The sequence below is a fragment of the Rhodococcus sp. PD04 genome (assembly GCF_035918275.1).
Classification (GTDB): domain Bacteria; phylum Actinomycetota; class Actinomycetes; order Mycobacteriales; family Mycobacteriaceae; genus Rhodococcus; species Rhodococcus rhodochrous.
Window position 1 is genome coordinate 1392704 of sequence record NZ_CP142143.1, and the last position, 21848, is coordinate 1414551.

A 21848-nucleotide genomic window follows, 5' to 3' on the forward strand; every position below is an offset into this window, starting at 1 on the left:
ACGATGCAGGTCATGTCTGCAAGCACATCGTCTGCGAGTACACCGGCGCCCGACGGGCACGTCGTGGCCGGCGCCGTCATCAGGGACGGACGCGTGCTGCTCGCCCAGCGCACGCGACCCGTCGACCTCGCGGGCCTGTGGGAGTTGCCCGGCGGCAAGGCGGAACCGGGGGAGAGCGTGGAAGCGGCGCTCGTGCGGGAGTTGCGGGAAGAACTCGGTGTCGAGGTACGCGGTGCGGAGCGGCTGGGGGTCGCGGTGCCGCTGGCCGGAGGTCGCGAGTTGTGTGCCTACAGGGTCGAACTCGTCTCGGGTGATCCCGAGCCGCTGGACCATGCGGCGTTGCGGTGGGTCGACGCGGACGAACTCGGGAAGGTCGATCTCGTCCCCGCCGATCGTGCGTGGATCCCGGACCTACGCGAACATCTGCAGCGCTGAAGGTCGGGCGGCGCGCGCCTTGTGGTCAGGCGGCGCGTGCCTTGTCGAGATACTTGCGCAGCTCCTTCTTGCTCAGGCCGTCGTTCTCGACCTTCCTCATGCGCATGACGACGACGGGGCATTTGAGGCACCGCGTCTTCTTGCGGCAGCACTTCTTCTTCGGCTTCAGGCCCGCAACCTTGCTCGCCTTCACCTTCCCCATACGTTCCGCCTGCCTTCCACGGTCCTGCGCGCGGTGAATCCACCGGCGGGCCGAAGGTTAGCATTCCCTTACTTGTGAGCCAAGGGGTGCATGTGGTGTCGGATTCGGTGCTCACGTCTCCCCTGGGAGTGTCGAGCGTCACCCCGAGCGTCGCCGACCTGCGGGTATCGGATGAGGTAGAAGCGCCGACCGACAAGGGCCCTGTAAAGTGTATTGATGGCCGCAGTGCCTGCACGCCGAAGATCGGACGGGGTAGGTAGCTCGCAATCTCGCGTCGCGGCCATCTAGACGAACGCCGTACGGGCGAGGTGCCGACCGGGTCCAGTGCCGTGTGGCCGGACTACAGCCAGGAGAGCTATCGCGTGAGCACCGCTGATTTTCGGAACGTCGCCATTGTGGCGCACGTCGACCATGGAAAGACCACTCTCGTCGACGCCATGTTGCGCCAGTCGGGCGCGTTCGCCGAACGTGCGGAACTCGTCGACCGGGTCATGGACTCGGGCGACCTCGAGCGCGAGAAGGGCATCACCATTCTCGCGAAGAACACCGCGGTGCACCGTCACCACCCGGACGGCACCGTCACTGTCATCAACGTCATCGACACCCCCGGCCACGCCGACTTCGGCGGTGAGGTCGAGCGCGGCCTGTCCATGGTCGACGGCGTCGTCCTGCTGGTCGACTCCTCCGAGGGCCCGCTGCCGCAGACCCGCTTCGTGCTCCGCAAGGCGCTCGCCGCGTCGCTGCCGGTGATCCTCGTGGTCAACAAGACCGACCGCCCCGACGCCCGCATCGCCGAGGTCGTCGAGGAGAGCCAGACCCTGTTGCTCGACCTCGCGTCCGACCTCGACGACGAGGCCGCCGAAGCCGCCGAGCTCGCCCTCGGGCTGCCCGTCCTCTACGCCTCCGGTCGTGAGGGCAAGGCCTCGAAGAAGCAGCCCGAGAACGGTCAGGTCCCCGACGCCGAGAACCTCGACGAGCTCTTCGAGGTCCTCATGGAGTGCATCCCCGCACCCAAGGGAGATCCGTCTGCGCCGCTGCAGGCCCACGTCACCAACCTCGACGCCTCCGAGTTCCTCGGTCGTCTCGCGCTGCTGCGCATCCACCAGGGTGAGCTGCGCAAGGGCCAGACCGTCGCGTGGATGCACGCCGACGGCGTCAAGAACGTCAAGATCACCGAGCTGCTCAAGACCGTCGGTGTCGAGCGCCAGCCCGGCGAGGTCGCGGTCGCCGGCGACATCGTCGCCGTGGCCGGTATCCCGGAGATCATGATCGGCGACACCCTCGCCGATTCGGAGAACCCGGTGGCGCTGCCGCGCATCACCGTCGACGAGCCGGCCATCTCGATGGTCATCGGCACCAACACCTCGCCGCTCGTCGGCCGGGTCAAGGGCCACAAGCTCACCGCCCGCATGGTGAAGACGCGGCTCGACTCCGAGCTCGTCGGCAACGTGTCGCTGCGCGTCCTCGACATCGGACGCCCCGACGCGTGGGAGGTGCAGGGCCGAGGCGAACTCGCCCTCGCCATCCTCGTCGAGCAGATGCGCCGTGAGGGCTTCGAGCTGACCGTCGGCAAGCCGCAGGTGGTCACCCGCACCATCGACGGCAAGCTGCACGAGCCCTACGAGGAGCTGACCATCGACAGCCCCGAGGAGCACCTCGGCGCCATCACCCAGCTGCTCGCGAACCGCAAGGGCAAGATGGTCCAGATGACCAACCAGGGCACCGGTTGGGTCCGCATGGAGTTCATCATCCCGTCGCGCGGTCTGATCGGTTTCCGCACCGACTTCCTCACGGAGACCCGCGGCACCGGCATCTCGAACGCCATCTTCCACGGTTACGCGCCGTGGGCCGGCGAGATCCGCGCCCGCCACACGGGTTCGCTCGTCTCCGACCGTGCCGGCTCGGTCACCCCGTTCGCGATGATCCAGCTCGCCGACCGCGGCACGTTCTTCGTCGAACCGGGCAGCGACACCTACGAGGGCCACGTCGTGGGCATCAACCCGCGCGCCGAGGACCTCGACATCAACGTCACCCGCGAGAAGAAGCTCACCAACATGCGCTCCTCGACCGCCGACGTGATGGAGACGCTCGCCAAGCCGATCGAGCTGACCCTCGAGGCCGCGCTCGAGTTCTGTGCTGCGGACGAGTGCGTCGAGGTCACCCCGGAGGACGTGCGCGTGCGGAAGCTGCACCTCTCGCAGACCGACCGTGCGCGTGCGCGGTCGCGGGAGAAGGCCCGTAACAAGTAGTCCAGGTGTGGGGTGGCCCCGGCGAGCGCATGCTGGCCGGGGCCACCCACGTACCACCTGCCTCACGGAAGGAGCCCGAGTGTCGCGTACGCGCGCTCGCCGCCGACTGATCGGGGCGACGGCCGGCCTGGCCGTGGCTGCGCTGGTCCTCACCGGCTGCACCGCCGACCCGCCGCCGCCCATCGAGCAGACGGAGCCGACCACGACTCCCGCTCCCGCTCCGAAGCGCAGCACGGTGGTGGTCGCGATCGACGAGGTCGGCTCGGGTTTCAACCCCCACCTGCTCGCAGACCAGTCGCCCGTCGCGAACGCCGTCGCCGAACTCGTGCTCCCGAGTGCCTTCCGTGCCGTGCCCGATCCGGAGAACCCCGCTGCCACCCTGTGGGTTCCGGACGACTCGCTGCTGCTGTCCGCCGAGGTCACCGACGAGGCGCCGTTCACCATCACCTACCGCCTGCGCGACGAGGCCCAGTGGTCGGACGGAGCGCCCATCGCCGCCGAGGACTTCCGGTATCTGTGGCGGCAGATGATCACCCAGCCCGGCGTGGTCGATCCCGCCGGCTACCGCCTCATCGACGACATCCGATCGTCGGGCGGAGGCAAGACCGTCACCGTCACCTTGCGCGAGCCGTATCCGGCGTGGCGCGAACTGTTCACCAATCTGCTGCCCGCGCACCTGGTCAAGGACACTCCGGGTGGCTTCTCCACGGGCCTGTCCGAGACGATCCCGGTGTCCGGCGCGCGATTCCACGTCGACAACGTCGACCGCGGGCGCGCCGAGGTGCTGCTCGAGCGCAACGACCGGTTCTGGGGCACCCCGGCCGGACCCGACGAACTGCTCATGCGCCGCGCCGGTACCGACGCCCAGGTGACCGAATCGGTGCGCAGCGACGACGCCCAGGTGGTCCAGAGCGCGGGTGGTGTCGCTCTCGAAGCGCAGCTCGCCGCTGTGCCGGGTGTGCGGACCGGCGTCCAGCTCCAGCCGCGCACCCTCGAGCTGACCCTCAACACCCGTACCGCCGAACTCGCCGACCCCGGAGTCCGGCGAGGCGTGCTCGACCTGCTCGATCCCGAGCTGCTCGGACTCGTTGCGACGGCGAACAGCACCGAGGTCGTGCGGGCGCGGGCCCAGGTGCTCGCGCCGTCCGATCCGGGATACACCGACACGATGCCGCCGCGGCTGCCCCGAGAGCAGGCCCTCGGCCGTCTCGCCGCTGCCGGATATCTGCCCGTCCCGCCCGCCGCGCCCCCGGTGCCGGCGGACCCGGACGCACCAAACCCCGGAACTCCTGAGACCGAGGGGTCCGAGACCGAGACCTCCGAGACGACATCCGAGACCGCGGCGCCGACGAGCGCGACTCCCGAACAGGGAACCACGAACGCTCCGGCTCTACCCGAAGGCACCCTGGCCCGCGCCGGCGTGCCGCTGACGCTGGTCGTGGGCGTGCCGGAGGGCGACGAGACCGCCCGCGCGGTCGCACGCACCGCCGTCGATCTGTGGCGTGGCGCCGGGATCGACGCGTCCGTCGACGAACTGCCCCCCGACGAGCTGTACGGCGAAGCCCTCGTCGAGGGCAGCGTGCATGCGGTCGTCGGCTGGATGCGTGCGGGTGGAGATCCCGCCACCGCCGCGCTGTCCCGATTCGGATGTGTCCCCGTGGCCGCAACACCCACCGCGGCGGGGGAGGCCCTGCCGACCACGCCCGGGTCCGACCTCCCGGCGCAGCCCGACGCCCCCGGGACGACGGCCGCCCGGCCGTCGGACCCCGCGACCACCACGCTCGACGAGGACGACGTCGAGGAACGTGAGGACGCGCTCGCAGCGCAGCTCGAAGCCCCGAGCAACCTCTCGGGTGCATGCGATCCGGGTCTCGAACCCGACCTGCTGGCGGCGCTGAACGGTGCCACCGATCCGGCGAAGGTCGTCGCCGACGCACAGACCGGGCTGTGGGATCTCGCCGTGAACCTGCCGATCCTGCAGGACCGGGCCGTCGTCGCCGCCGGTCCGGGCGTCGAGAACGTCTCGCTGACAGCCGCTGTCGCCACCGGTATTCTCGGCGACGCCCATCTGTGGGGAAGGACCACACCGTGACCGATACTCCGGGCGCCGTCCCCGATGTTGCGGATCGACGACTGCTGCTCGTCCACGCCCATCCCGACGACGAAACGCTCACCACCGGCGGGACCATCGCCAGGTACGTCGCCGAGGGCGTCGAAGTCACCGTCGTGACCTGCACGCTCGGCGAAGAGGGCGAAGTGATCGGCGACGAGTGGGCCCAGCTCACCGCCGACCGCGCCGACCAGCTCGGCGGATACCGCATCCTCGAACTCACCCGGGCGCTCGGAGCTCTCGGTGTCGAGCGCCCGCGCTTCCTCGGCGGTGCCGGGCACTGGCGAGACTCGGGGATGGCGGGCACCCCGTCCGCCGCCGATCCCCGCGCCTGGGTCAACGCCGACCGCGAGGAAGCGGTCGAGGCGCTCGTCGCCGTGATCCGCGAGACGCGTCCGCACGTGGTCGTCACCTACGACCCGTTCGGTGGCTACGGGCATCCCGACCACATCGCGGTGCACGAACGGGTGACCGCGGCCGTCGAAGCGGCCGGCACCGAGGAGTACCCGTCCGCGGGGGCGGCGTGGACCCCCGCGAAGGTGTACTGGACCGTCGCCGAGCGGTCCGCGCTCGAACGCGGCATCGCCGCCATGGGCACGCTGCCCGAGGGCTGGCGCCGACCGGAGCCCGGCGAGTTGCCGAGCGTGCCCGACGACGAGGTCACCACCGTCGTCGACGTCCGCTCGGTTCTCGACGCGAAGCGGACCGCGATGGCCGCCCACGCGACCCAGGTGCTGGTCGCGGAGGACGGCGAGCAGTTCGTGCTCTCCAACCTCGTCGCCCAGCCCGTCTTCGACCAGGAACACTTCGTGCTCGTGCGCGGGCAGCTCGGCCTGACCGACTCCACGGGACGGGAGGACGACCTCTTCTCCGGCATCGGCTAGTGTGATCCGCGTCATCCACGAGGCTATAGGTGGCCCACATCACCAGGTCTCGTGCACCACGCAGGCACACCGTGCAGGGGGTTGTCGATGTACAACTGGTCCGTCCAGAACCAGATCGTCGCGTTCGTGGATTCGCTGAGGCCGTACGCCGACGAGATCCGGGCCGACTACTGGCACGCTCTGTACTCCTTCGCCGACCAGCAGAGCGCCCTGCTCACCATGCTCGGCTACCCGCCGGTTCCCTGACGTCCCGTGCGTATACCGCGGACCCCGGTTGCGCTCGTGCGCGTCCGGTAGCGCACCATCGAAGCATGACGGTCGATCCAGCAACCGCTGCACCCATCGCGTCACCGGCGGACGTCCGACCCCGCCGGGGGCTCGTCGCGCTGCTCGTGCTCGACGGTGCGCTGTGCGCCCTGTTGTCGGTCTTCTATCTCGGCCTGTACATCGCCGGGGTGCCCTTCCCGATCACCATCCTGCTGGCCGGACTCGCGAACCTGCTCCTGGTGGTGGCCGTTCGCGCCGAGACCGGTTCCCTGCGCAGCGCGGCCCTGCCGCTGCTGGCCTGGACCGGGGTCTTCCTCGTCTGCCTCGCGGGCGGCCCGGGCGGCGACCAGCTCGCGCTCGGCGACTGGCGGACCCTGTTGCTGCCCGTGGCCGCGCTCGCCCCCGCCGGCGGGTACCTGTTCTCCGCTCGCATCAAGGAGATCACCCAGGCGGTAGGAGGGACGCAGCCCGCGCCGCGTCCCTGAGCACGTCGGTCACCATCTCCTTGGTCAACCGGCCGGTGAAGGTGTTCTGCTGGCTGACGTGATAGCAACCGAACAGATGCAACGGGTACTCCCGCGCCTCGGTGGGAGCGAGCAGCACATGTGCGCCGTGCCCGAACTTCGGACGGGGAACCGGGATCGCCCACCCCGCAGCCGACAGGACGGGCAGTAGCGCCTGCCACCCGAACCCGCCGAGGACGACGACCGACCGCAGTGTGGGAGAGAGCAGGTCGAGTTCCTGTTCGAGCCAGTGCCGGCAGGTGTCGCGTTCGACGACCGTGGGGCGATTGGCCGGTGGCGCGCAGTGCACCGGCGATGTGATGCGCGTGCCGAACAGTTCGAGACCGTCGCCGATGTGTGTCGCGGTCGGTTGTGATGCGAGTCCCGCGTCGTACAGGGCCGCGTACAGCACGTCACCCGACCGGTCTCCCGTGAACATCCGTCCCGTGCGGTTCCCGCCGTGCGCGGCGGGGGCCAGCCCGACGATCAGCAGGGACGCATCGGCCGGACCGAAGCCCGGGACGGGCCGGCCCCAGTACTCCTCGTCGCGGAAGGCCGCTCGTTTCTCCCGCGCGACCTGCTCACGCCACGCGACCAGCCGCGGACATGCGCGGCAGTCGACGAGCGCATCGTCGAGTTCGGCCAGCGTTGCCGGGGGAGTGCCGTGCAGGGGGCCTTGTCCGGACGTGGGGTTCATCGGTCGATCCATGCTTCTCCCATACCCGGTGTGACCTCCTGGACAAGCGCCCACGCCTCGTCCACCGGAATATCGATCACCTCGTAGCGTCCCGCACCCGCCGGTGTCGCCGCGACGACGGTCGCGAGACCCGCACGGCGCTGGAAGAAGGTCTGCCGCACCGTCCAGCCGATCACCCCGTCCGCATCGAGGCAGATGCGCTGCCGGTCGATCGAGCCGCTGCGGGCGACGAGATGACCGTCCACGACCGCGTGGCCGAGACCCCGATAGCGGTCCTGCGCCAGCGCACATGCCCCCGCGGCCAGCACCACGACCACCGTGGCGATCACGGCGACCGGCACGTGCCGGTCGGTGACGGTCAGGGCGACGAGCCCGGCAGCGATCACGACGGCCACCGGCCACAGCGTGCGCGTGTAGCGGCGACGACGGGCACGGGGACCGTGGCTGCGCAACGGAACTTCGAGCGGCAACCGCCCGGTGAGCACCTCGGCCGCGACCCGCCGGACCTCCTCGTCGGGAGCCGACGGCAGGACCAGCGACGAACCGCCCTGCTGCGCGGTCCTGCCCGTCATGACGGCGTCGAGCCGTGCGGCACCGACGAGCCGCAGTGCCAGCGGCTCGCGCAGCGCGACCCCGCGGAGCCGTGCCCGGTCGAGGGTGGTGTGCCGGGTCGTGAGCAGGCCGTGCGCGATGCGCAGGACCCGGTTGTCGTCGGTCACCCGCAGATCGCCGTAGAGCAGCAGGTACCGCACGCACGCTGCCGGGCTGGCGACGAGCACGACGACCAGCACGAGGATCACGAGTGCGACGATCAGACCCAGATCCTCCGCGGTCTCCACCGCGCGGCGGACGACCTGCGATTCGGCGATCCACTTGCCGAGCCCGAACTGGAAGGCTGCACCGGCGATGGCCGCGACGGCGAGCAGTCCCGTCGTGGAGAACGGCGCGTAGCGCACCCACGCCGGGTCGAAACGCGCCAGCTGACGCTCGGTGACAGCAGGGGCCGGGGTCGCCTCTGCCGGCAGGTCGTCCTGCTGGCCGCTCCTCAACAGGACGGCACGAAGTTCGGGTACGGCCGCGATCGGGATGCCGTTGAGTTCGAACCGGTTGCGGTCGGCACCCCCGCTCTGGCCCGTGCCGATCTTCACGAGTGCGAGACCCAGCACGCGGTGCAGGAGGCGTTGCTCGACGTCCACCGACCGGATACGGCTGCGGGGGATCGACAACTCGCGTCGTTGCAGCAGACCGCGGCGGAGTTCGACGTGCTGAGGTCCCACACGGTAGGTGGTGGTGAACCAGCGCAGCAGACCGACCAGCACGAGCACGCCCGTCGCCGCGAGGCCCCACACGGGATTGCCGCTGGTGGTCCCGATGACGAACGACCCGGCGAGGACGGGCAGCAGGCGCAGGATCTCCTCGATCGGGTGGATCAGCAGCATCCGGCGATCGAGGCGCGACCACGGCACCTCCTCGTCCGTCCCGGCCACGGGCACGAGGGCGTCGTTCATGTCGCGTCCGTCTCCGAGCTCGCCGCGAGCGCGGTCAGGCGAGCGACGGTCTCGTCGGCGACCCGGCTGTCGAGCCCGACGATCTCCACCGCACCCGCCGCCGAGGCGGTGGTGACGGTGACGGTGGTCAGATCGAGCCACCGGTCGAGCGGTCCCCGCTCGGTGTCGACGGTCTGGATCCGGGAGATCGGTGCGATGCGGTGCTCCTGCGTCCACCAACCCGAACGCGTGTAGACCGCAGTCTCGTCCATTTCCCAGCGATGGACGCGGTATCGCCAGACCGGCACCACCGCGACGTGCAGTCCACCGAGGACGACGGTCGCGGCCGCGGCGGCGACGTGCCACCCGGCGCCCACCGGCGCGACGAGCACCCACACGACCTGCACGACGACCAGCGGCAACCACATCAGCGCTGCGCTCACGGCCCACAGCACACGCGCCTTCGGGCTCGGCCGCCACGACGGTTCCCTCATCACCACGCTCGTCGCCGCCGTGTTCTCGGCCGGCCCCGCCGGCGCGTTTTCGGCCGGCCCCGCCGGCGAACTCTCGTCGTCCTCCACCCGCACCTCCTGCTCCATCGGGCCCCGTGTCCGGTTCCACGCTAGGCTGGGATCCGTAGAACCCGGCCGGACTCGCCCGATCCGACCTCGCGATCGGGCCCTATCAGGAGGAGATCGCAATGACGGAGTCGAATGCGCTCGGCATCGAGATCCAGTCCGACAACGATTCCGAGGCCGACCGGCTCGAGCAGGCCACTCCCGTCTACGACGATCCTGCCGACGACCTGCCTTCGGACGTACCGCTCGAAGCCGATGCGGCAGACACCTACGAGCAGTACCGCGAAGTCCCCGCGGACGACGACTACCCGCACGAATAGACCCCGAAGTGGCATGGGGGTGTTCGTAGGCGCATGATCGGGCGCATGACCGATTCCGCAGACGACACCCCGCAGTCCGCGATGCTTCCGACCCCCACCGTGCGTCCCGGCGCCGCGTCCCGATCCACGGCAACCCCCTCGGGGATGCGTCGAGCGCTGCGCCGGGCTCGCGACGGGGTCGCACTGAACGTCGACGAAGCGGCGGTCCTGCTGCAGGCCCGGGGCGCGGATCTCGAGGATCTCTGCGCGTCGGCGGCGCGGGTGCGCGATGCCGGCCTCCTCGCGGAGGGACGACCCGGCACGGTCACCTATTCGCGCAAGGTCTTCGTCCCCATCACCCGGCTGTGCCGGGATCGATGCCACTACTGCACCTTCGTCACGGTCCCCGGCAAGCTCCGCGCCGAGGGTCACGGCATGTACCTCGAACCCGACGAGATCCTCGAGATCGCCCGTCAGGGAGCCGAACTGGGGTGCAAGGAAGCCTTGTTCACACTCGGCGACCGGCCCGAGGAGCGGTGGCCCGAAGCGAAGCAGTGGCTCGACGAGCGCGGCTACGACTCCACCCTCGACTACGTGCGCGCGATGGCGATCCGGGTTCTCGAGGAGACCGGTCTGTTGCCGCACCTCAACCCCGGGGTGATGAGCTGGGCCGAGATCTCGCGGCTGAAGCCCGTCGCCCCGTCCATGGGCATGATGCTCGAGACCACCTCCGAACGGTTGTTCACCGAGAAGGGGCAGTGCCACTACGGCAGCCCCGACAAGGATCCGGCGGTGCGGCTGCGGGTGCTCACCGATGCGGGCCGCCTCGCGGTGCCGTTCACCACCGGCATCCTCGTCGGTATCGGCGAGGACTTCACCGAGCGTGCCGAATCGATCCACGCGATCCGCAAGTCGCACAAGGCATTCGGTCATATCCAGGAAGTGATCGTCCAGAACTTCCGCGCCAAGGACGACACCGCGATGCGTGATGTCGACGACGCCGATCTCGACGAGTTCCTCGCCGCGATCGCCGTCGCGCGGCTCGTCCTCGGGCCGGGCATGCGCATCCAGGCCCCGCCGAATCTCGTCTCGCTCGACGAGTGTCGTGCGCTGCTCGGGGCGGGTGTCGACGACTGGGGCGGGGTCTCGCCGTTGACGCCCGATCACGTCAATCCCGAGCGGCCCTGGCCGAACCTCGACACCCTGGCGCGCCTGAGCTCCGAGGCCGGCTTCGAACTCACCGAGAGGATCGCCGCGCAGCCGAAGTACGTGCTCGCCGGGCAGCCGTGGATCGATCCGCGCATCACCGCCCACGTGCACGCCCTCGCCGATCCGGCCACGGGTCTCGCACGCGAGGTGATCCCGTCCGGACTGCCCTGGCAGGAGCCCGACATCGACTGGGAGTCGTCGGGCCGGGTCGACCTGAACTCCGAGATCGACGTGACGGGACGCAACACCGAGCACCGCTCCGATCTGGGGAGCGCCTTCGGCGACTGGGAAACCGTCCGCGAACAGGTGCTCGAACTGGGTGCCTCCGCGCCGGTGCGGCTCGACAGCGACGTGCTCTCGGCGCTGCGCTCCGCGGAACGGGATCCGGGCGGATGCTCCGAAGCGGAGTACATCGCCCTCGCCAACGCCGACGGCGCCGGTCTCGAAGCGCTCGTGGCGCTCGCCGACCAGCTGCGCCGCGACACCGTCGGCGACGACGTCACCTACGTCGTCAACCGGAACATCAACTTCACCAACATCTGCTACACCGGCTGCCGGTTCTGCGCCTTCGCACAGCGCAAGGGCGACGCCGACGCGTTCACCCTCTCGGCGAGCGAGGTCGCCGACCGGGCGTGGGAGGCGCACGTCGCCGGCGCCACCGAGGTGTGCATGCAGGGCGGCATCGACCCGGAGCTGCCGGTGACCGGCTACGCCGATCTCGTCCGCGCCGTCAAGGCACGGGTGCCGTCGATACACGTCCACGCGTTCTCGCCGATGGAGATCGTCAACGGTGTCGCACGCAGCGGCACGTCGATCCGGGACTGGCTCACCGAACTTCGTGAGGCCGGGCTCGACACCATCCCGGGCACCGCCGCGGAGATCCTCGACGACGAGGTGCGGTGGGTGCTCACCAAGGGCAAGCTCCCGACCGCCGAGTGGATCGAGGTGGTCACCACCGCGCACGAGGTGGGACTGCGCTCGAGCTCGACGATGATGTACGGACACGTCGACCAGCCGCACCACTGGGTGGGCCACCTGAACGTGATCCGCGGGATCCAGGAGCGCACAGGTGGATTCACCGAGTTCGTGCTGTTGCCCTTCGTGCACCAGTCCTCGCCGCTGTATCTGGCCGGCGCGTCGCGTCCCGGACCGACCATGCGCGACAACCGTGCCGCGCACGCGCTCGCCCGGGTCATGCTGCACGGCCGGATCGACAACATCCAGACGAGCTGGGTCAAGCTGGGCGTCGCCGGGACGCAGGCCATGCTCGAAGGCGGGGCGAACGACCTCGGTGGCACGCTCATGGAGGAGACGATCTCGCGCATGGCGGGTTCGCAACACGGCTCGGAGAAGACCGTCGCCGAACTCGTCGCGATCGCCGAGGGCATCGGGCGTCCGGCGCGCCAGCGGACCACCGCGTACACGCCGATCGAGCTTCCGGTCACCTCGGGCTGACCCGTCACCGCGGGCGGCACTCCGAAGTAGGGGACCCTTACTCCGGAGTGCCGCACGGGCACGGGGGATACTGGAGGACCGTGGGCGCCGAGGGCGCCCGCTCGGGCGAGACCGCGCAGGTCGGCGGGCTTACAGAGAGGCAGGGAGAACAGCAGTGACGTACACGATTGCGGAACCGTGCGTGGACGTGTTGGACAAGGCATGCATCGAGGAGTGCCCCGTCGACTGCATCTACGAGGGCGGTCGCATGCTGTACATCCACCCCGACGAGTGCGTCGACTGCGGTGCGTGCGAGCCCGTGTGCCCCGTCGAAGCGATCTTCTACGAGGACGACGTCCCGGACGAGTGGTCCGAGTACGTCAAGGCCAACGTCGATTTCTTCAACGATCTCGGCTCGCCCGGTGGCGCCGCGAAGCTCGGCAAGGTCGACTACGACCCGCCGTTCGTCAAGAACCTCCCTCCCATGGGCGAAGAGTGACGAACGGACCGGTGGAACTTTCGTGAGCACGCGTGTCCGCCGTTCGGTGGCGAAGAGCCTGCCGGACTTCCCCTGGGATTCCCTGACCGACGCGAAGGCGAAGGCAGCGGCGCATCCCGACGGCATCGTCAACCTGTCGGTGGGCACACCGGTCGACCCGGTCGCCCCCGTGATCCGGGAGGCGCTCGTCTCGGTCGCCGAGGAACCGGGCTACCCGACCACGCACGGCACCGCCGAACTGCGGCGGGCGGCCGTGGGTGCGCTCGAACGTCGCTACGGCATCACCGGTCTCGACGACTCCGCGATCCTGCCGGCGATCGGCACCAAGGAGATGATCGCCTGGCTGCCGTCGCTGCTCGGCCTCGGTGCCGACGATCTCGTCGTGATCCCCGAGCTGGCATACCCGACCTACGAGGTGGGCGGCCTGCTCGCCGGTGCCCGCATCATCCGCGCCGACGGGCTGACCCGCCTCGGCCCCGAGGTCGCCTCGCTGGTCTTCGTGAACTCGCCGTCGAACCCCACCGGAAAGGTGCTCGGGCCCGACCACCTGCGCAAGGTGGTCGACTGGGCGCGCAGCCGCAACGCGATCGTCGTCTCCGACGAGTGCTATCTCGGGCTCACCTGGGAGGGTGAGGCCCTGTCGATCCTGCACCCGAGCGTGTGCGGGGGTGACCACACCAACCTCCTCGCGGTGCACTCGCTGTCGAAGACCTCGAATCTCGCGAGCTACCGGGCCGGTTTCGTCACCGGCGACGCCGACCTCGTCGCCGACCTGCTCGAGGTCCGCAAGCACTCCGGCATGATGGTGCCGCTGCCGATCCAGGCCGCGATGACGGCGGCACTGAACGACGACGAGCACGAGAACGCCCAGCGCGAGAAGTACCGCAAGCGGCGCGAAGTGCTTCTCGACGCGGTGCGCGGTGCCGGCTTCACCGTCGACCACTCGCAGGCGGGCCTGTATCTGTGGGCGACGCGCGGTGAGGAATGCCGCGCGACCGTCGACTGGTTCGCCGAACGCGGCATCCTCGTCGCACCCGGCGAGTTCTACGGTCCCGGAGGCGTCCTGCACGTGCGGATCGCGCTCACCGCGACCGACGACGCCATCGACGCCGCCGCTGCCCGACTGCGCGGATAGAGCGCAGCCTCCGGCTCCGCTGTGCCGATAGAGCGCGCCGACCCACCGCCCGGTGAGTGGCTCACCGGTAGATTGACCCCGTGAGTTCGTCCGGTGAGGATCCGCTGCTGTGGGTGCTCTATGTCGTCGTGGTGGCGATCGCTGCGGCGAGCGCGTCACGCTCCCACTCGGGAAGCACCGCGCACGCGACGACGCGATCGTTCTGGTGGCCTCCGCCGGTCGCGGCGACGATCCTGTGGTCGGTGGTCGCGGTGGCCTCGCTCGCGCGACTGGTCTTCCCGGGACTGCTCGACGTCTTCCGGCGGCAGCCGGTCCGCACCCGGGACTCGGGGGAGTGGTGGCGCGTCCTCACCGCCGGCCTGATCGAGGACGGCGGTGTGCTCCTCACCGTCGTGAACCTGCTGTTGCTCGCGGTGGTCGCCATCGCGATCGTGCGGGTGTGGGGGTGGTACCGCGCTCTCGGGTTGTTCGTGGTCGGCCAGGTGCTGTGGGGGTTGTTCACCACCTTCGTCTTCCCGTCCGACGGCGCGGGAACGACCGGCGCGACGCTCGCGGCGGCCGCGACCCTCGCGGGGCTGTGGCCGGTCGTCGGAGCGACCCGCCCGTTGCTCGTCGCCTCCGCGGCGACCTTCCTTCTCGGCGTGGTCCTCGTGATCGCGGGTGACGCGCACGGCGTGGCCGTCCTCATCGGGATGCTGCTGGGCGCGGTCATGGCCACCGTGCTTCCCCCGGTACATCTCGCGCGGGCATCGGTGTCCGCGGCGCGCGGCGACATCCACACCTGACCACCTCTGCGAGACCGCGGCATCGATATGGAATCGTGGCTGTCGTGTCTGCACTGCTTCGTTCGCTGAACCCGCTGGCCGTCGCGCGCGGCGACGATCTCCCGGACGCCGTCCGTATCGACGGCCACACCTTCTCCCGCAGCGATCTGCTCGGCGCGGCCACCGCCGTCGCGGCGCGGGTGGCGCGCGCCGATCGGGTGGCCGTGCTCGCGACTCCGAGCGCGACCACCGTCGTCGCCGTGACCGGTGCCCTGCTCGCCGGGACGACCGTGGTGCCGGTGCCACCGGACTCGGGGCCCGCCGAACTCGCCCACATCCTGACGGACTCGGGCGCGCAGGCCTGGCTCGGTCCGGCGCCGGAGGTGCAGCATCCCGACGTTCCGCAGTTGCCGAGCCTGCCGGTCCGCCTGCACGCCCGCGACTGGCACCACCTGCCCGAGCCGAATCCGGCGCGAATCGCGTTCGTGCTCTACACCTCCGGTACCATCGGCGCCCCGAAGGGCGTGCTGCTGAGCCGCCGGGCGATCGCCGCGGGCATCGACGCTCTCGCCGAGGCATGGGCCTGGACCGAGCGCGACACGCTCGTGCACGGCCTGCCGCTGTTCCACGTGCACGGACTCGTGCTCGGCGTGGTCGGGGCCCTGCGCGTGGGCAGCCGGCTGATCCACACCGGGAAGCCGACCCCGCAGGCCTACGCCGAGGCACAGGGATCCCTCTACTTCGGGGTGCCGACGGTGTGGACACGCGTCGTCGAGGACGAGGACTCCGCCCGTGCGCTCAGCGGCGCGCGACTGCTCGTCTCCGGAAGTGCGCCGCTGCCGGTGCCGGTCTTCGAACGACTGCGTGAGCTCACGGGCCTGGTCCCGATCGAGCGTTACGGCATGAGCGAGACGATGCTGACGCTCAGCACGCGGGTCGACGGCGAACGCCGTCCCGGCTGGGTCGGCACGCCCGTCGCCGGGGTCGAGACGCGACTGCGCGACGAGCAGGGCCGCGACGTGCCCCACGACGGGGAGAGCATCGGTGTCCTGCAGGTGCGCGGGCCGATGCTCTTCGACGGCTATCTGAACAGGCCCGAGGCCACCGCGGCCGCGTGGACCGAGGACGGATGGTTCGTCACCGGCGACGTAGCGGCCGTCGACGAGGGCGGATTCCACCGCATCGTGGGCCGCGAGTCGACCGACCTGATCAAGACCGGTGGGTTCCGGGTGGGTGCGGGGGAGATCGAGACCGTTCTGCTCGGGCATCCCGCTGTGCGGGAGGTGGCCGTGGTGGGCCTGCCCGACGACGACCTCGGTCAGCGGATCGTCGCGTTCGTGGTGCCCGCCGCCGACGGCGCCCAGGTCGACGAGTCGGAACTGATCGACCTTGTCGCACAGCAGCTTTCCGTGCACAAGCGGCCCCGGGAGGTGCGTGTGGTGAGCGACCTTCCACGCAATGCGATGGGCAAGGTGCAGAAGAAGAAACTGGGCTGACAGGGTCGGTGGGGAGCGCCCGCGGGCAGGTTCCTGTTACCGGAACTTCGTGGAAAATCGGTCACAGGGGTTGCATGTGTCACACTGCGAGGCGGATTCTCTACTGCACCGTATGTAGATCTACTCACTTCGATGGGGGTTCGAGGGATGTCTGTAACGGATCAGGTCCGGGTACCCGGGCACGACCGTCGGGGGGACGGTGACAACGCTCCGCTCTTCCTGGTGGACGGGAAGCCCGCGTCCGTTCCGCTGCGCGATCTGCCCGCCGTGGCTCGCAAACTCGTGGCGCACTTCGCCGACAACGTGGCGCCGTGTTCGCTCCGACCGGGCGAATCGCTGCGCGGTGACGTCACCGAGGTCACCGTGCGCTGCCTGCGCATCGCGATCCATCTCCTCGACTCCGGAGAACTACCCTCCGACGCGGAGCTCGCCGACCTGCGCAGCAGCGCAGCCCAGTGGGCCCGCGCCGGCTTCCGGCTCGAATACATGCTCCGGATCTATCACGAAGGCATCCGTCTCGGTTGGGAGCTGGTCACCGATCGGGCCCGGGAGGGCGATGTCTCCTCCGTCGCCGACGCGTCCCGCCTGTGGATGGCGCTGCTCGAGAAGGTCACCGTCGCCGCGACCACCGGTTTCGTCGCCGAACTCGACGCCATCCGACGTGAACGCGACGTCGCCGCGCAGGAACTGGTCACCGCGCTGCTGAGCGGGCAGGACGCCGCGGCCGTGGCGCAACGCTCCGGGCTGGTGCTCGCCGATACCTACACCGTGCTCGCGGTCTCGCTCACCCGACATCCCGACGAACGCAATCCGCACGTGCGGCCGGAGGTCGTCGCGCGGCGCACCCTGCGCCGGGTCGAGACCGAACTCGAGGCGATCTGCGAGGGCCGCCACCTCGCGATGCTCGGCCCCGAGGGCGGCACCGTCCTGCTCCCCGAATCGCCCTCGACCGAGGCGATCGAGGAATTCCGGCAGCGCATCGAGACCGTCGCGGGGGTGTCCGTCACGATCGCTCTCGTCCACGCCCCCGTCCGGGAGGTGCCCACTGCGGCGAAGCAGGCCCACGAACTGCTCGATCTGGTGCGACGGCTCGGCCGTGCGGTCGGGGCCTATGGTATGCAGGATCTGGCGCTCGAATACCAGCTCACGCGGCCCGGTCCGGCGCGCCGTCACCTCGCGCGCGTCCTCGACCCGCTCGACGAATCACCCGAGCTCGTCGAGACACTGGAAACGCACATTGCCCACGACCTGAGCCGCCAGCTCACGGCCAAGACCCTGCACGTCCACGCGAACACCGTCGACTACCGCCTCAAGCGGGTCGCACAACTCACCGGATTCGACCCCACCCGGCCCTCCGGACTGCGCCAGCTGCAGGCGGCGCTGATCGCTCGACGACTCGAACTGGAGAGCTCCGAACAGGGCTGATATCGCGTCGGATTCGGCTTCCCGAGGCCTGCCGGTCTATATCATCGGTTTCGGGCGACCGAGGGGCGTCACCCGGAGTGAGCGCGAGGGGGCCGACGCATGGCGGGGGAGTCCGGACCGTCCGAGTCGGATCCGCCGAGCCGTCGTGGCGGCATGAGTGGGGATGCACGGCCGGGCAGGGGTCGGGCGCGCTGGTTCGTCGTCGCCGTGATCCTCGTCCTCGCGGCCGGATCCGTCGCCTTCTTGTTCGTGGAGCGGCGGAGCGGGTGCGACGACTCCGAGCGCTACACCGTGGCGGTCACCGCCGACCTCGCGCCGGTGATCGAGGAGACCTCGGTATCCGGATGTACGGAATTCGAGGTCGTCGAACAGGAACCGGGGGAGGTGTCGGCGCGACTGGCGACCGACGACGTCCCCGACCTGTGGCTCCCGGCGGGCGGTTGGTGGGCGTCGTGGGCGGGTGAGACCGCCACGGGCCCGGTGCGCACGGTGTCGACACCGCTGGCCACCACGCCGCTCGTGATCGCGGGTGCGCCGGGCACCGTCGAACCGGCGGCCGACTGGCAGGAGGCCCTGTCCGATCCCGGTCTCGTCTTCGGCAATCCACTGCGTTCCGGTCCCGCGGCAGGTGCCATCCGCGCCGTGCTGGCCGAGGCCGCCGACGATCCCGTCGCGATGGGCACGGTCCGTCCCGTCATGGCGCCGCTCGCCGAGCGGGAGGGGGTCCGTGACGAGGAGGTACCCACCGGATCGATGCTGCTCGAGGAGACCGTCGCCGATGGCGGGACGGTGGTGAGCACCGAACAGCAGGTCGAGACCTATCGCAGCGTCCACGAGCGCGAACTGGGCATCGAGGTACCCGCCACCGGGACGCTGCTCGTGGACTATCCGGTGGTCGTGACGGCGCGCGGAGAACGGCACGACGCCGCGGCGGCGGCCGCGACGGCGCTGACCGACGCGCTGCACACGTCCGAAGGACTCGACAGGCTGACCCGTCACGGTTTCCGGGACGGAGGCGGACGACCCCTACCTGACCGCCGCGGTGTGGGAGCGGTGCCGGTGCTCGAACTCGACGACGAGACCGTCGCCGAGGAGGCGATGAACGTGTGGGCGTTGCAGGCGCTTCCCGTTCGCACCGTGTTCGCGGTGGACGTCTCCGCGTCGATGAACCGCAATCTCGGCGACGAGAGCCGGATCGAACTGGTCCGGCGCGCCGCGACCGCCGCCAACGAGGTCCTGCCCGGGAACGTCTCGGCGGGCCTGTGGTTCTTCGGCGGGGGAGTGAGTGACTACGCCACATTGCCGAACGACCGCGCCGAGGCCCCGGGGGACTACATCGTGGCGGCACCGATCCGGCGCTTCGATGCGGTGGTGGACGACGGTACCCAACGCGACCTGCTCACCTCGCTCGTCGCGCAGATGGCCGGTACGGCCGACGAGACCACCGCGCTCTACGACACGATCCTCGCGGCCTTCCGGTACGTGCAGGACAGCTACGATCCGCGCGCGGCCAACAGTGTCGTCGTGGTGACCGACGGCGCCGACAACGGCTCCGCGATGTCGAAGGACGAACTGCTCGCGGTCCTCTCGAACGAGAACGATCCGTCCAAGCCGGTCCGGATCGTGACGATCGGACTCGGTGAGGACGTGGACACCGCGACCCTCGAGCAGATCGCCGCGGCGACCGGAGGGGTGAGCTACCGGACGAGCGATCCGCTCGACATCACCGAGCTCGTGCTCACTGCGCTGGCCGATCGGACGGGTGGCTGACCGTCTTGTCGTCGTGGGTGCGGTGCCAGAGCAAGCCGAGCGCCGTGATGATCAGGAACAACACGAAGGTCGATGCGAGCTGGACCCGGGCCGCGCTGTCGGACAGCATCAGCACGATGAAGCCGATGAGCATCGCGAGCGTGAACCAGCTGAGATAGGGGAACAGCCACATGCGCAGGCGGATGGTGCCTTCGCGCTCGAACTTGCGGCGCAGCCGCAGATGCGAGACGACGATGAACAACCAGATCGCGATGAGCGCCGATCCGACCGCGTTGAGCAGGATCCCGAGGATGGTGTCGGGCAGCAGCCAGTTGAGCCACACGCTGACGAAGCCGAAGAACACCGAGACGAGCACCGCGTTGCGGGGCACTCCGTGGTGGGTGAGCTTGCTGAGCCAGGCCGGTCCGTCGCCGCCGCGTGCCAGCGAGTAGGCCATGCGGGAGGTGCCGTAGACGTTGGCGTTGAACGCCGACAGCAGCGCGATCACCACGACGAGTTCCATGAAGCCGGACACGTAGGGGATGCCGGCGATGTCGAGCACCGAGACGAACGGGGAGGTCTCGCCGCTCGCCGCGGTCCACGGCAGCACGAGCACCATGATCGAGATCGACCCGAGGTAGAAGACCGAGATCCGCCAGACGACACTGCGCACGGCCGTCGCGATGGACCGTTCCGGATCCTTCGATTCGGCCGCGGCGATCGTGACGATCTCGATGCCGCCGAACGCGAAGGCCACCGCGAGCAGACCGGCCGCGACACCGGCGATCCCGTTGGGCGCGAAACCGTCGCCGTCGCCGAGCAGGTGCGTGGTGCCGACGGGTTCGGTGCCCGGAAGCAGACCGAACACGAGCAGGATGCCGATCACCAGGAACCCGAGGATGACCGCGACCTTCAGTGCCGCGAACCAGAACTCGAACTCACCGAAGTTGGCGACCCTCGCCAGATTGACCACCGCGAAGAAGGTGACGAACACCAGCGCGACCACCCATTGGGGTACGCCCGGCAGCCACGACTGCACGATCGCGGAGGCGCCGGTGATCTCGACACCGAGCACCATGATCAGCATGAACCAGTACAGCCACCCCATGCTGAATCCGGCCCAGCGGCCGATTCCGATGCGCGCGTAGTGCGAGAACGAACCGCTCACCGGCAGCGCGGCACCCATCTCGCCGAGCATGCGCATCACGAAGATGATCATCACGCCGGCGAGCAGGTACGAGACGATGATGGCCGGACCGGCTGCGGCGATACCCACTCCGGAACCGAGGAACAGGCCCGCGCCGATGGCGGAGCCGAGTCCCATCATGGTCAGATGGCGGACCTTCAGGCCGCTCCCGAGATGTTCGACCTCGGACGCGGGCCGCTGGGTTTCACTCACAGTTTCTCGGTTCCGAATCTGTTGTGGGTGCAGAGTCAGTCGTTGGCGTGCAGAGCCGCGTTCAGTTCGACTCCGCTGCCCTTGTTCGGCACGACCTCGACCGCGCCGCTCACCGAGTTGCGTCGCAGCAGGAGGTTGGATGCGCCGCTGAGGGTCGCGGCCTTGACGACGGTGCCGTCAGGGCCGGTGACCTTGGTACCGGCGGTGACGTACAGGCCGGCCTCGACGATGCAGTCGTCGCCGAGCGAGATGCCCACGCCCGCGTTCGCGCCGAGCAGGCAGCGCTTGCCGACGGAGATGACCTCCTTGCCGCCACCGGAGAGGGTGCCCATGATCGAGGCGCCTCCACCGACGTCGGAACCGTCGTCGACGACGACACCCGCGGAGATGCGGCCCTCGACCATCGAGTTACCGAGCGTGCCGGCGTTGAAGTTGACGAAGCCCTCGTGCATCACGGTGGTGCCGGACGCGAGGTGCGCACCGAGGCGGACGCGGTCGGCGTCGGCGATGCGAACACCGGCGGGAACGACGTAGTCGACCATGCGGGGGAACTTGTCGACACCGAAGACGGTCACCGGTCCGCGGATGCGCAGACGGGAGCGCACGGTCTCGAAGTTCTCGAGCGAGCACGGGCCGTAGTTGGTCCACACGACGTTCGCGAGCATGCCGAAGATGCCGTCGAGGTTGAGTCCGTGCGGCTGGACGAGACGGTGCGACAGCAGGTGCAGGCGCAGGTAGACGTCGTGAGTGTCGACGGGCGGCTTCGACAGGTCCGCGATGTCGGTGCGCACCACCACCTGCTGGACCTCGCGCGCCTCGTCGTGACCGGCGAGCAGGGCGAGATCGGACGGGATGTCCGTGCCCTCGAGTCGCGTCGTTCCGGTTTCGCTCGGCTCGCCGAGGGCGGGTGCCGGGTACCACGTGTCGAGGACGGTGCCGTCCTCCGTGATGTTCGCGATGCCTACTGCTGATGCTCCGTGTGCACTCACGGGTGAGAAGCGTACGCGAGGCGGTCCCGGGCCTGTGT

Annotated in this window: 20 protein-coding genes; 14 read left to right on the top strand and 6 right to left on the bottom strand. The window is 69.7% G+C overall.

The window, feature by feature from the left end; all coding sequences use genetic code 11:
* The first annotated feature begins 12 nt into the window (after positions 1-12).
* Positions 13-435, top strand: coding sequence for a (deoxy)nucleoside triphosphate pyrophosphohydrolase (locus tag U9J23_RS06505; RefSeq protein ID WP_059383068.1), 423 nt, complete (start codon positions 13-15; stop codon positions 433-435).
* Positions 436-460: 25 nt separating this feature from the next.
* Here the strand turns inward: U9J23_RS06505 and U9J23_RS06510 are convergent, their stop codons facing one another.
* Entirely contained in the window at positions 461-637 is a 177-nt protein-coding gene (locus U9J23_RS06510; protein ID WP_095092009.1) for a hypothetical protein, read from the bottom strand.
* A gap of 362 nt (positions 638-999) precedes the next feature.
* Here U9J23_RS06510 and typA point away from each other — a divergent pair, with 362 nt between their 5' ends.
* The 5 genes from typA (at position 1000) to U9J23_RS06535 (ending at position 6632) form a co-directional block, all read left to right on the top strand.
* Positions 1000-2886, top strand: coding sequence for a translational GTPase TypA (typA, locus tag U9J23_RS06515; RefSeq protein ID WP_059383067.1), 1887 nt, complete (start codon positions 1000-1002; stop codon positions 2884-2886).
* Positions 2887-2965: 79 nt separating this feature from the next.
* Positions 2966-4978 carry an ABC transporter family substrate-binding protein gene (locus U9J23_RS06520; protein ID WP_272267938.1) on the top strand — a complete coding sequence of 671 codons (2013 nt, stop codon included), beginning with the start codon at positions 2966-2968 and terminating at the stop codon, positions 4976-4978.
* Positions 4957-5880, top strand: a complete 924-nt coding sequence (gene mshB, locus U9J23_RS06525) for an N-acetyl-1-D-myo-inositol-2-amino-2-deoxy-alpha-D-glucopyranoside deacetylase (RefSeq protein WP_059382998.1) — start codon at positions 4957-4959, stop codon at positions 5878-5880. The genes U9J23_RS06520 and mshB overlap by 22 nt, the downstream gene beginning before the upstream one ends.
* 87 nt (positions 5881-5967) lie before the next feature.
* On the top strand, positions 5968-6126 hold the full coding sequence (locus U9J23_RS06530) for a hypothetical protein (protein WP_016693616.1): 159 nt from the start codon (positions 5968-5970) through the stop codon (positions 6124-6126).
* A gap of 65 nt (positions 6127-6191) precedes the next feature.
* Positions 6192-6632 (top strand): hypothetical protein, encoded by a 441-nt coding sequence (locus U9J23_RS06535; RefSeq protein ID WP_326601963.1) that lies wholly within the window; start codon positions 6192-6194, stop codon positions 6630-6632.
* Here the strand turns inward: U9J23_RS06535 and U9J23_RS06540 are convergent.
* Genes U9J23_RS06540 through U9J23_RS06550 form a run of 3 tightly spaced genes read right to left on the bottom strand, consistent with a single transcriptional unit; the run spans position 6589 to position 9433 of the window.
* Positions 6589-7347 carry a uracil-DNA glycosylase gene (locus U9J23_RS06540; protein ID WP_106200393.1) on the bottom strand — a complete coding sequence of 253 codons (759 nt, stop codon included), beginning with the start codon at positions 7345-7347 and terminating at the stop codon, positions 6589-6591. The two genes, U9J23_RS06535 and U9J23_RS06540, sit on opposite strands and share 44 nt — an antisense overlap.
* Positions 7344-8855 carry a PH domain-containing protein gene (locus tag U9J23_RS06545; protein WP_059382995.1) on the bottom strand — a complete coding sequence of 504 codons (1512 nt, stop codon included), beginning with the start codon at positions 8853-8855 and terminating at the stop codon, positions 7344-7346. The genes U9J23_RS06540 and U9J23_RS06545 overlap by 4 nt, the downstream gene beginning before the upstream one ends.
* Positions 8852-9433 (bottom strand): PH domain-containing protein, encoded by a 582-nt coding sequence (locus U9J23_RS06550; RefSeq protein WP_272267948.1) that lies wholly within the window; start codon positions 9431-9433, stop codon positions 8852-8854. Before U9J23_RS06550 ends, U9J23_RS06545 begins: the two co-directional genes overlap by 4 nt.
* A 101-nt stretch (positions 9434-9534) precedes the next feature.
* On the opposite strand from U9J23_RS06550, the gene U9J23_RS06555 reads away from it, so the two are divergent.
* From U9J23_RS06555 to U9J23_RS06590, 8 genes are all read left to right on the top strand, one after another.
* Complete coding sequence (locus tag U9J23_RS06555) at positions 9535-9732, top strand: hypothetical protein (RefSeq protein WP_059382993.1); 198 nt, start codon at positions 9535-9537, stop codon at positions 9730-9732.
* 45 nt (positions 9733-9777) lie between these two features.
* Positions 9778-12375, top strand: coding sequence for a bifunctional FO biosynthesis protein CofGH (locus tag U9J23_RS06560; protein ID WP_085468998.1), 2598 nt, complete (start codon positions 9778-9780; stop codon positions 12373-12375).
* 154 nt (positions 12376-12529) lie between these two features.
* Positions 12530-12853: a ferredoxin gene (gene fdxA, locus U9J23_RS06565; RefSeq protein ID WP_006550573.1), complete on the top strand. Its 324-nt coding sequence runs from the start codon at positions 12530-12532 to the stop codon at positions 12851-12853.
* Positions 12854-12875: 22 nt separating this feature from the next.
* A complete protein-coding gene (gene dapC / locus U9J23_RS06570; protein WP_229580409.1) occupies positions 12876-13988 on the top strand; it encodes a succinyldiaminopimelate transaminase in 1113 nt (370 codons plus the stop codon).
* An 80-nt stretch (positions 13989-14068) separates the two neighbouring features.
* Complete coding sequence (locus tag U9J23_RS06575; RefSeq protein WP_059382992.1) at positions 14069-14773, top strand: hypothetical protein; 705 nt, start codon at positions 14069-14071, stop codon at positions 14771-14773.
* A gap of 44 nt (positions 14774-14817) precedes the next feature.
* Positions 14818-16248 carry an acyl-CoA synthetase gene (locus tag U9J23_RS06580; protein WP_085468997.1) on the top strand — a complete coding sequence of 477 codons (1431 nt, stop codon included), beginning with the start codon at positions 14818-14820 and terminating at the stop codon, positions 16246-16248.
* A 147-nt stretch (positions 16249-16395) separates the two neighbouring features.
* Positions 16396-17673 carry a PucR family transcriptional regulator gene (locus tag U9J23_RS06585; protein ID WP_228524764.1) on the top strand — a complete coding sequence of 426 codons (1278 nt, stop codon included), beginning with the start codon at positions 16396-16398 and terminating at the stop codon, positions 17671-17673.
* Positions 17674-17826: 153 nt separating this feature from the next.
* Positions 17827-19443 carry a substrate-binding domain-containing protein gene (locus U9J23_RS06590; RefSeq protein ID WP_272267960.1) on the top strand — a complete coding sequence of 539 codons (1617 nt, stop codon included), beginning with the start codon at positions 17827-17829 and terminating at the stop codon, positions 19441-19443.
* Here U9J23_RS06590 and U9J23_RS06595 read toward each other — a convergent pair.
* Both U9J23_RS06595 and dapD read right to left on the bottom strand, forming a co-directional pair.
* Entirely contained in the window at positions 19412-20749 is a 1338-nt protein-coding gene (locus U9J23_RS06595; protein WP_220577881.1) for an amino acid permease, read from the bottom strand. The two genes, U9J23_RS06590 and U9J23_RS06595, sit on opposite strands and share 32 nt — an antisense overlap.
* Before the next feature lie 107 nt (positions 20750-20856).
* Complete coding sequence (gene dapD / locus U9J23_RS06600; RefSeq protein WP_059382988.1) at positions 20857-21810, bottom strand: 2,3,4,5-tetrahydropyridine-2,6-dicarboxylate N-succinyltransferase; 954 nt, start codon at positions 21808-21810, stop codon at positions 20857-20859.
* Positions 21811-21848 lie beyond the last annotated feature (38 nt).

Excerpts from the sequence above, each read along its gene's own strand:
- U9J23_RS06505 (WP_059383068.1), top strand. The coding sequence starts at position 13 with ATGTCTGCAAGCACATCGTCTGCGAGTACACCGGCGCCCGACGGGCAC.
- U9J23_RS06510 (WP_095092009.1), bottom strand. The coding sequence starts at position 637 with ATGGGGAAGGTGAAGGCGAGCAAGGTTGCGGGCCTGAAGCCGAAGAAG.
- U9J23_RS06530 (WP_016693616.1), top strand. The coding sequence starts at position 5,968 with ATGTACAACTGGTCCGTCCAGAACCAGATCGTCGCGTTCGTGGATTCG.
- U9J23_RS06535 (WP_326601963.1), top strand. The coding sequence starts at position 6,192 with ATGACGGTCGATCCAGCAACCGCTGCACCCATCGCGTCACCGGCGGAC.
- U9J23_RS06540 (WP_106200393.1), bottom strand. The coding sequence starts at position 7,347 with ATGAACCCCACGTCCGGACAAGGCCCCCTGCACGGCACTCCCCCGGCA.
- U9J23_RS06545 (WP_059382995.1), bottom strand. The coding sequence starts at position 8,855 with ATGAACGACGCCCTCGTGCCCGTGGCCGGGACGGACGAGGAGGTGCCG.
- U9J23_RS06550 (WP_272267948.1), bottom strand. The coding sequence starts at position 9,433 with ATGGAGCAGGAGGTGCGGGTGGAGGACGACGAGAGTTCGCCGGCGGGG.
- U9J23_RS06555 (WP_059382993.1), top strand. The coding sequence starts at position 9,535 with ATGACGGAGTCGAATGCGCTCGGCATCGAGATCCAGTCCGACAACGAT.
- U9J23_RS06560 (WP_085468998.1), top strand. The coding sequence starts at position 9,778 with ATGACCGATTCCGCAGACGACACCCCGCAGTCCGCGATGCTTCCGACC.
- U9J23_RS06585 (WP_228524764.1), top strand. The coding sequence starts at position 16,396 with ATGTCTGTAACGGATCAGGTCCGGGTACCCGGGCACGACCGTCGGGGG.
- U9J23_RS06590 (WP_272267960.1), top strand. The coding sequence starts at position 17,827 with ATGAGTGGGGATGCACGGCCGGGCAGGGGTCGGGCGCGCTGGTTCGTC.
- U9J23_RS06595 (WP_220577881.1), bottom strand. The coding sequence starts at position 20,749 with ATGATGGGACTCGGCTCCGCCATCGGCGCGGGCCTGTTCCTCGGTTCC.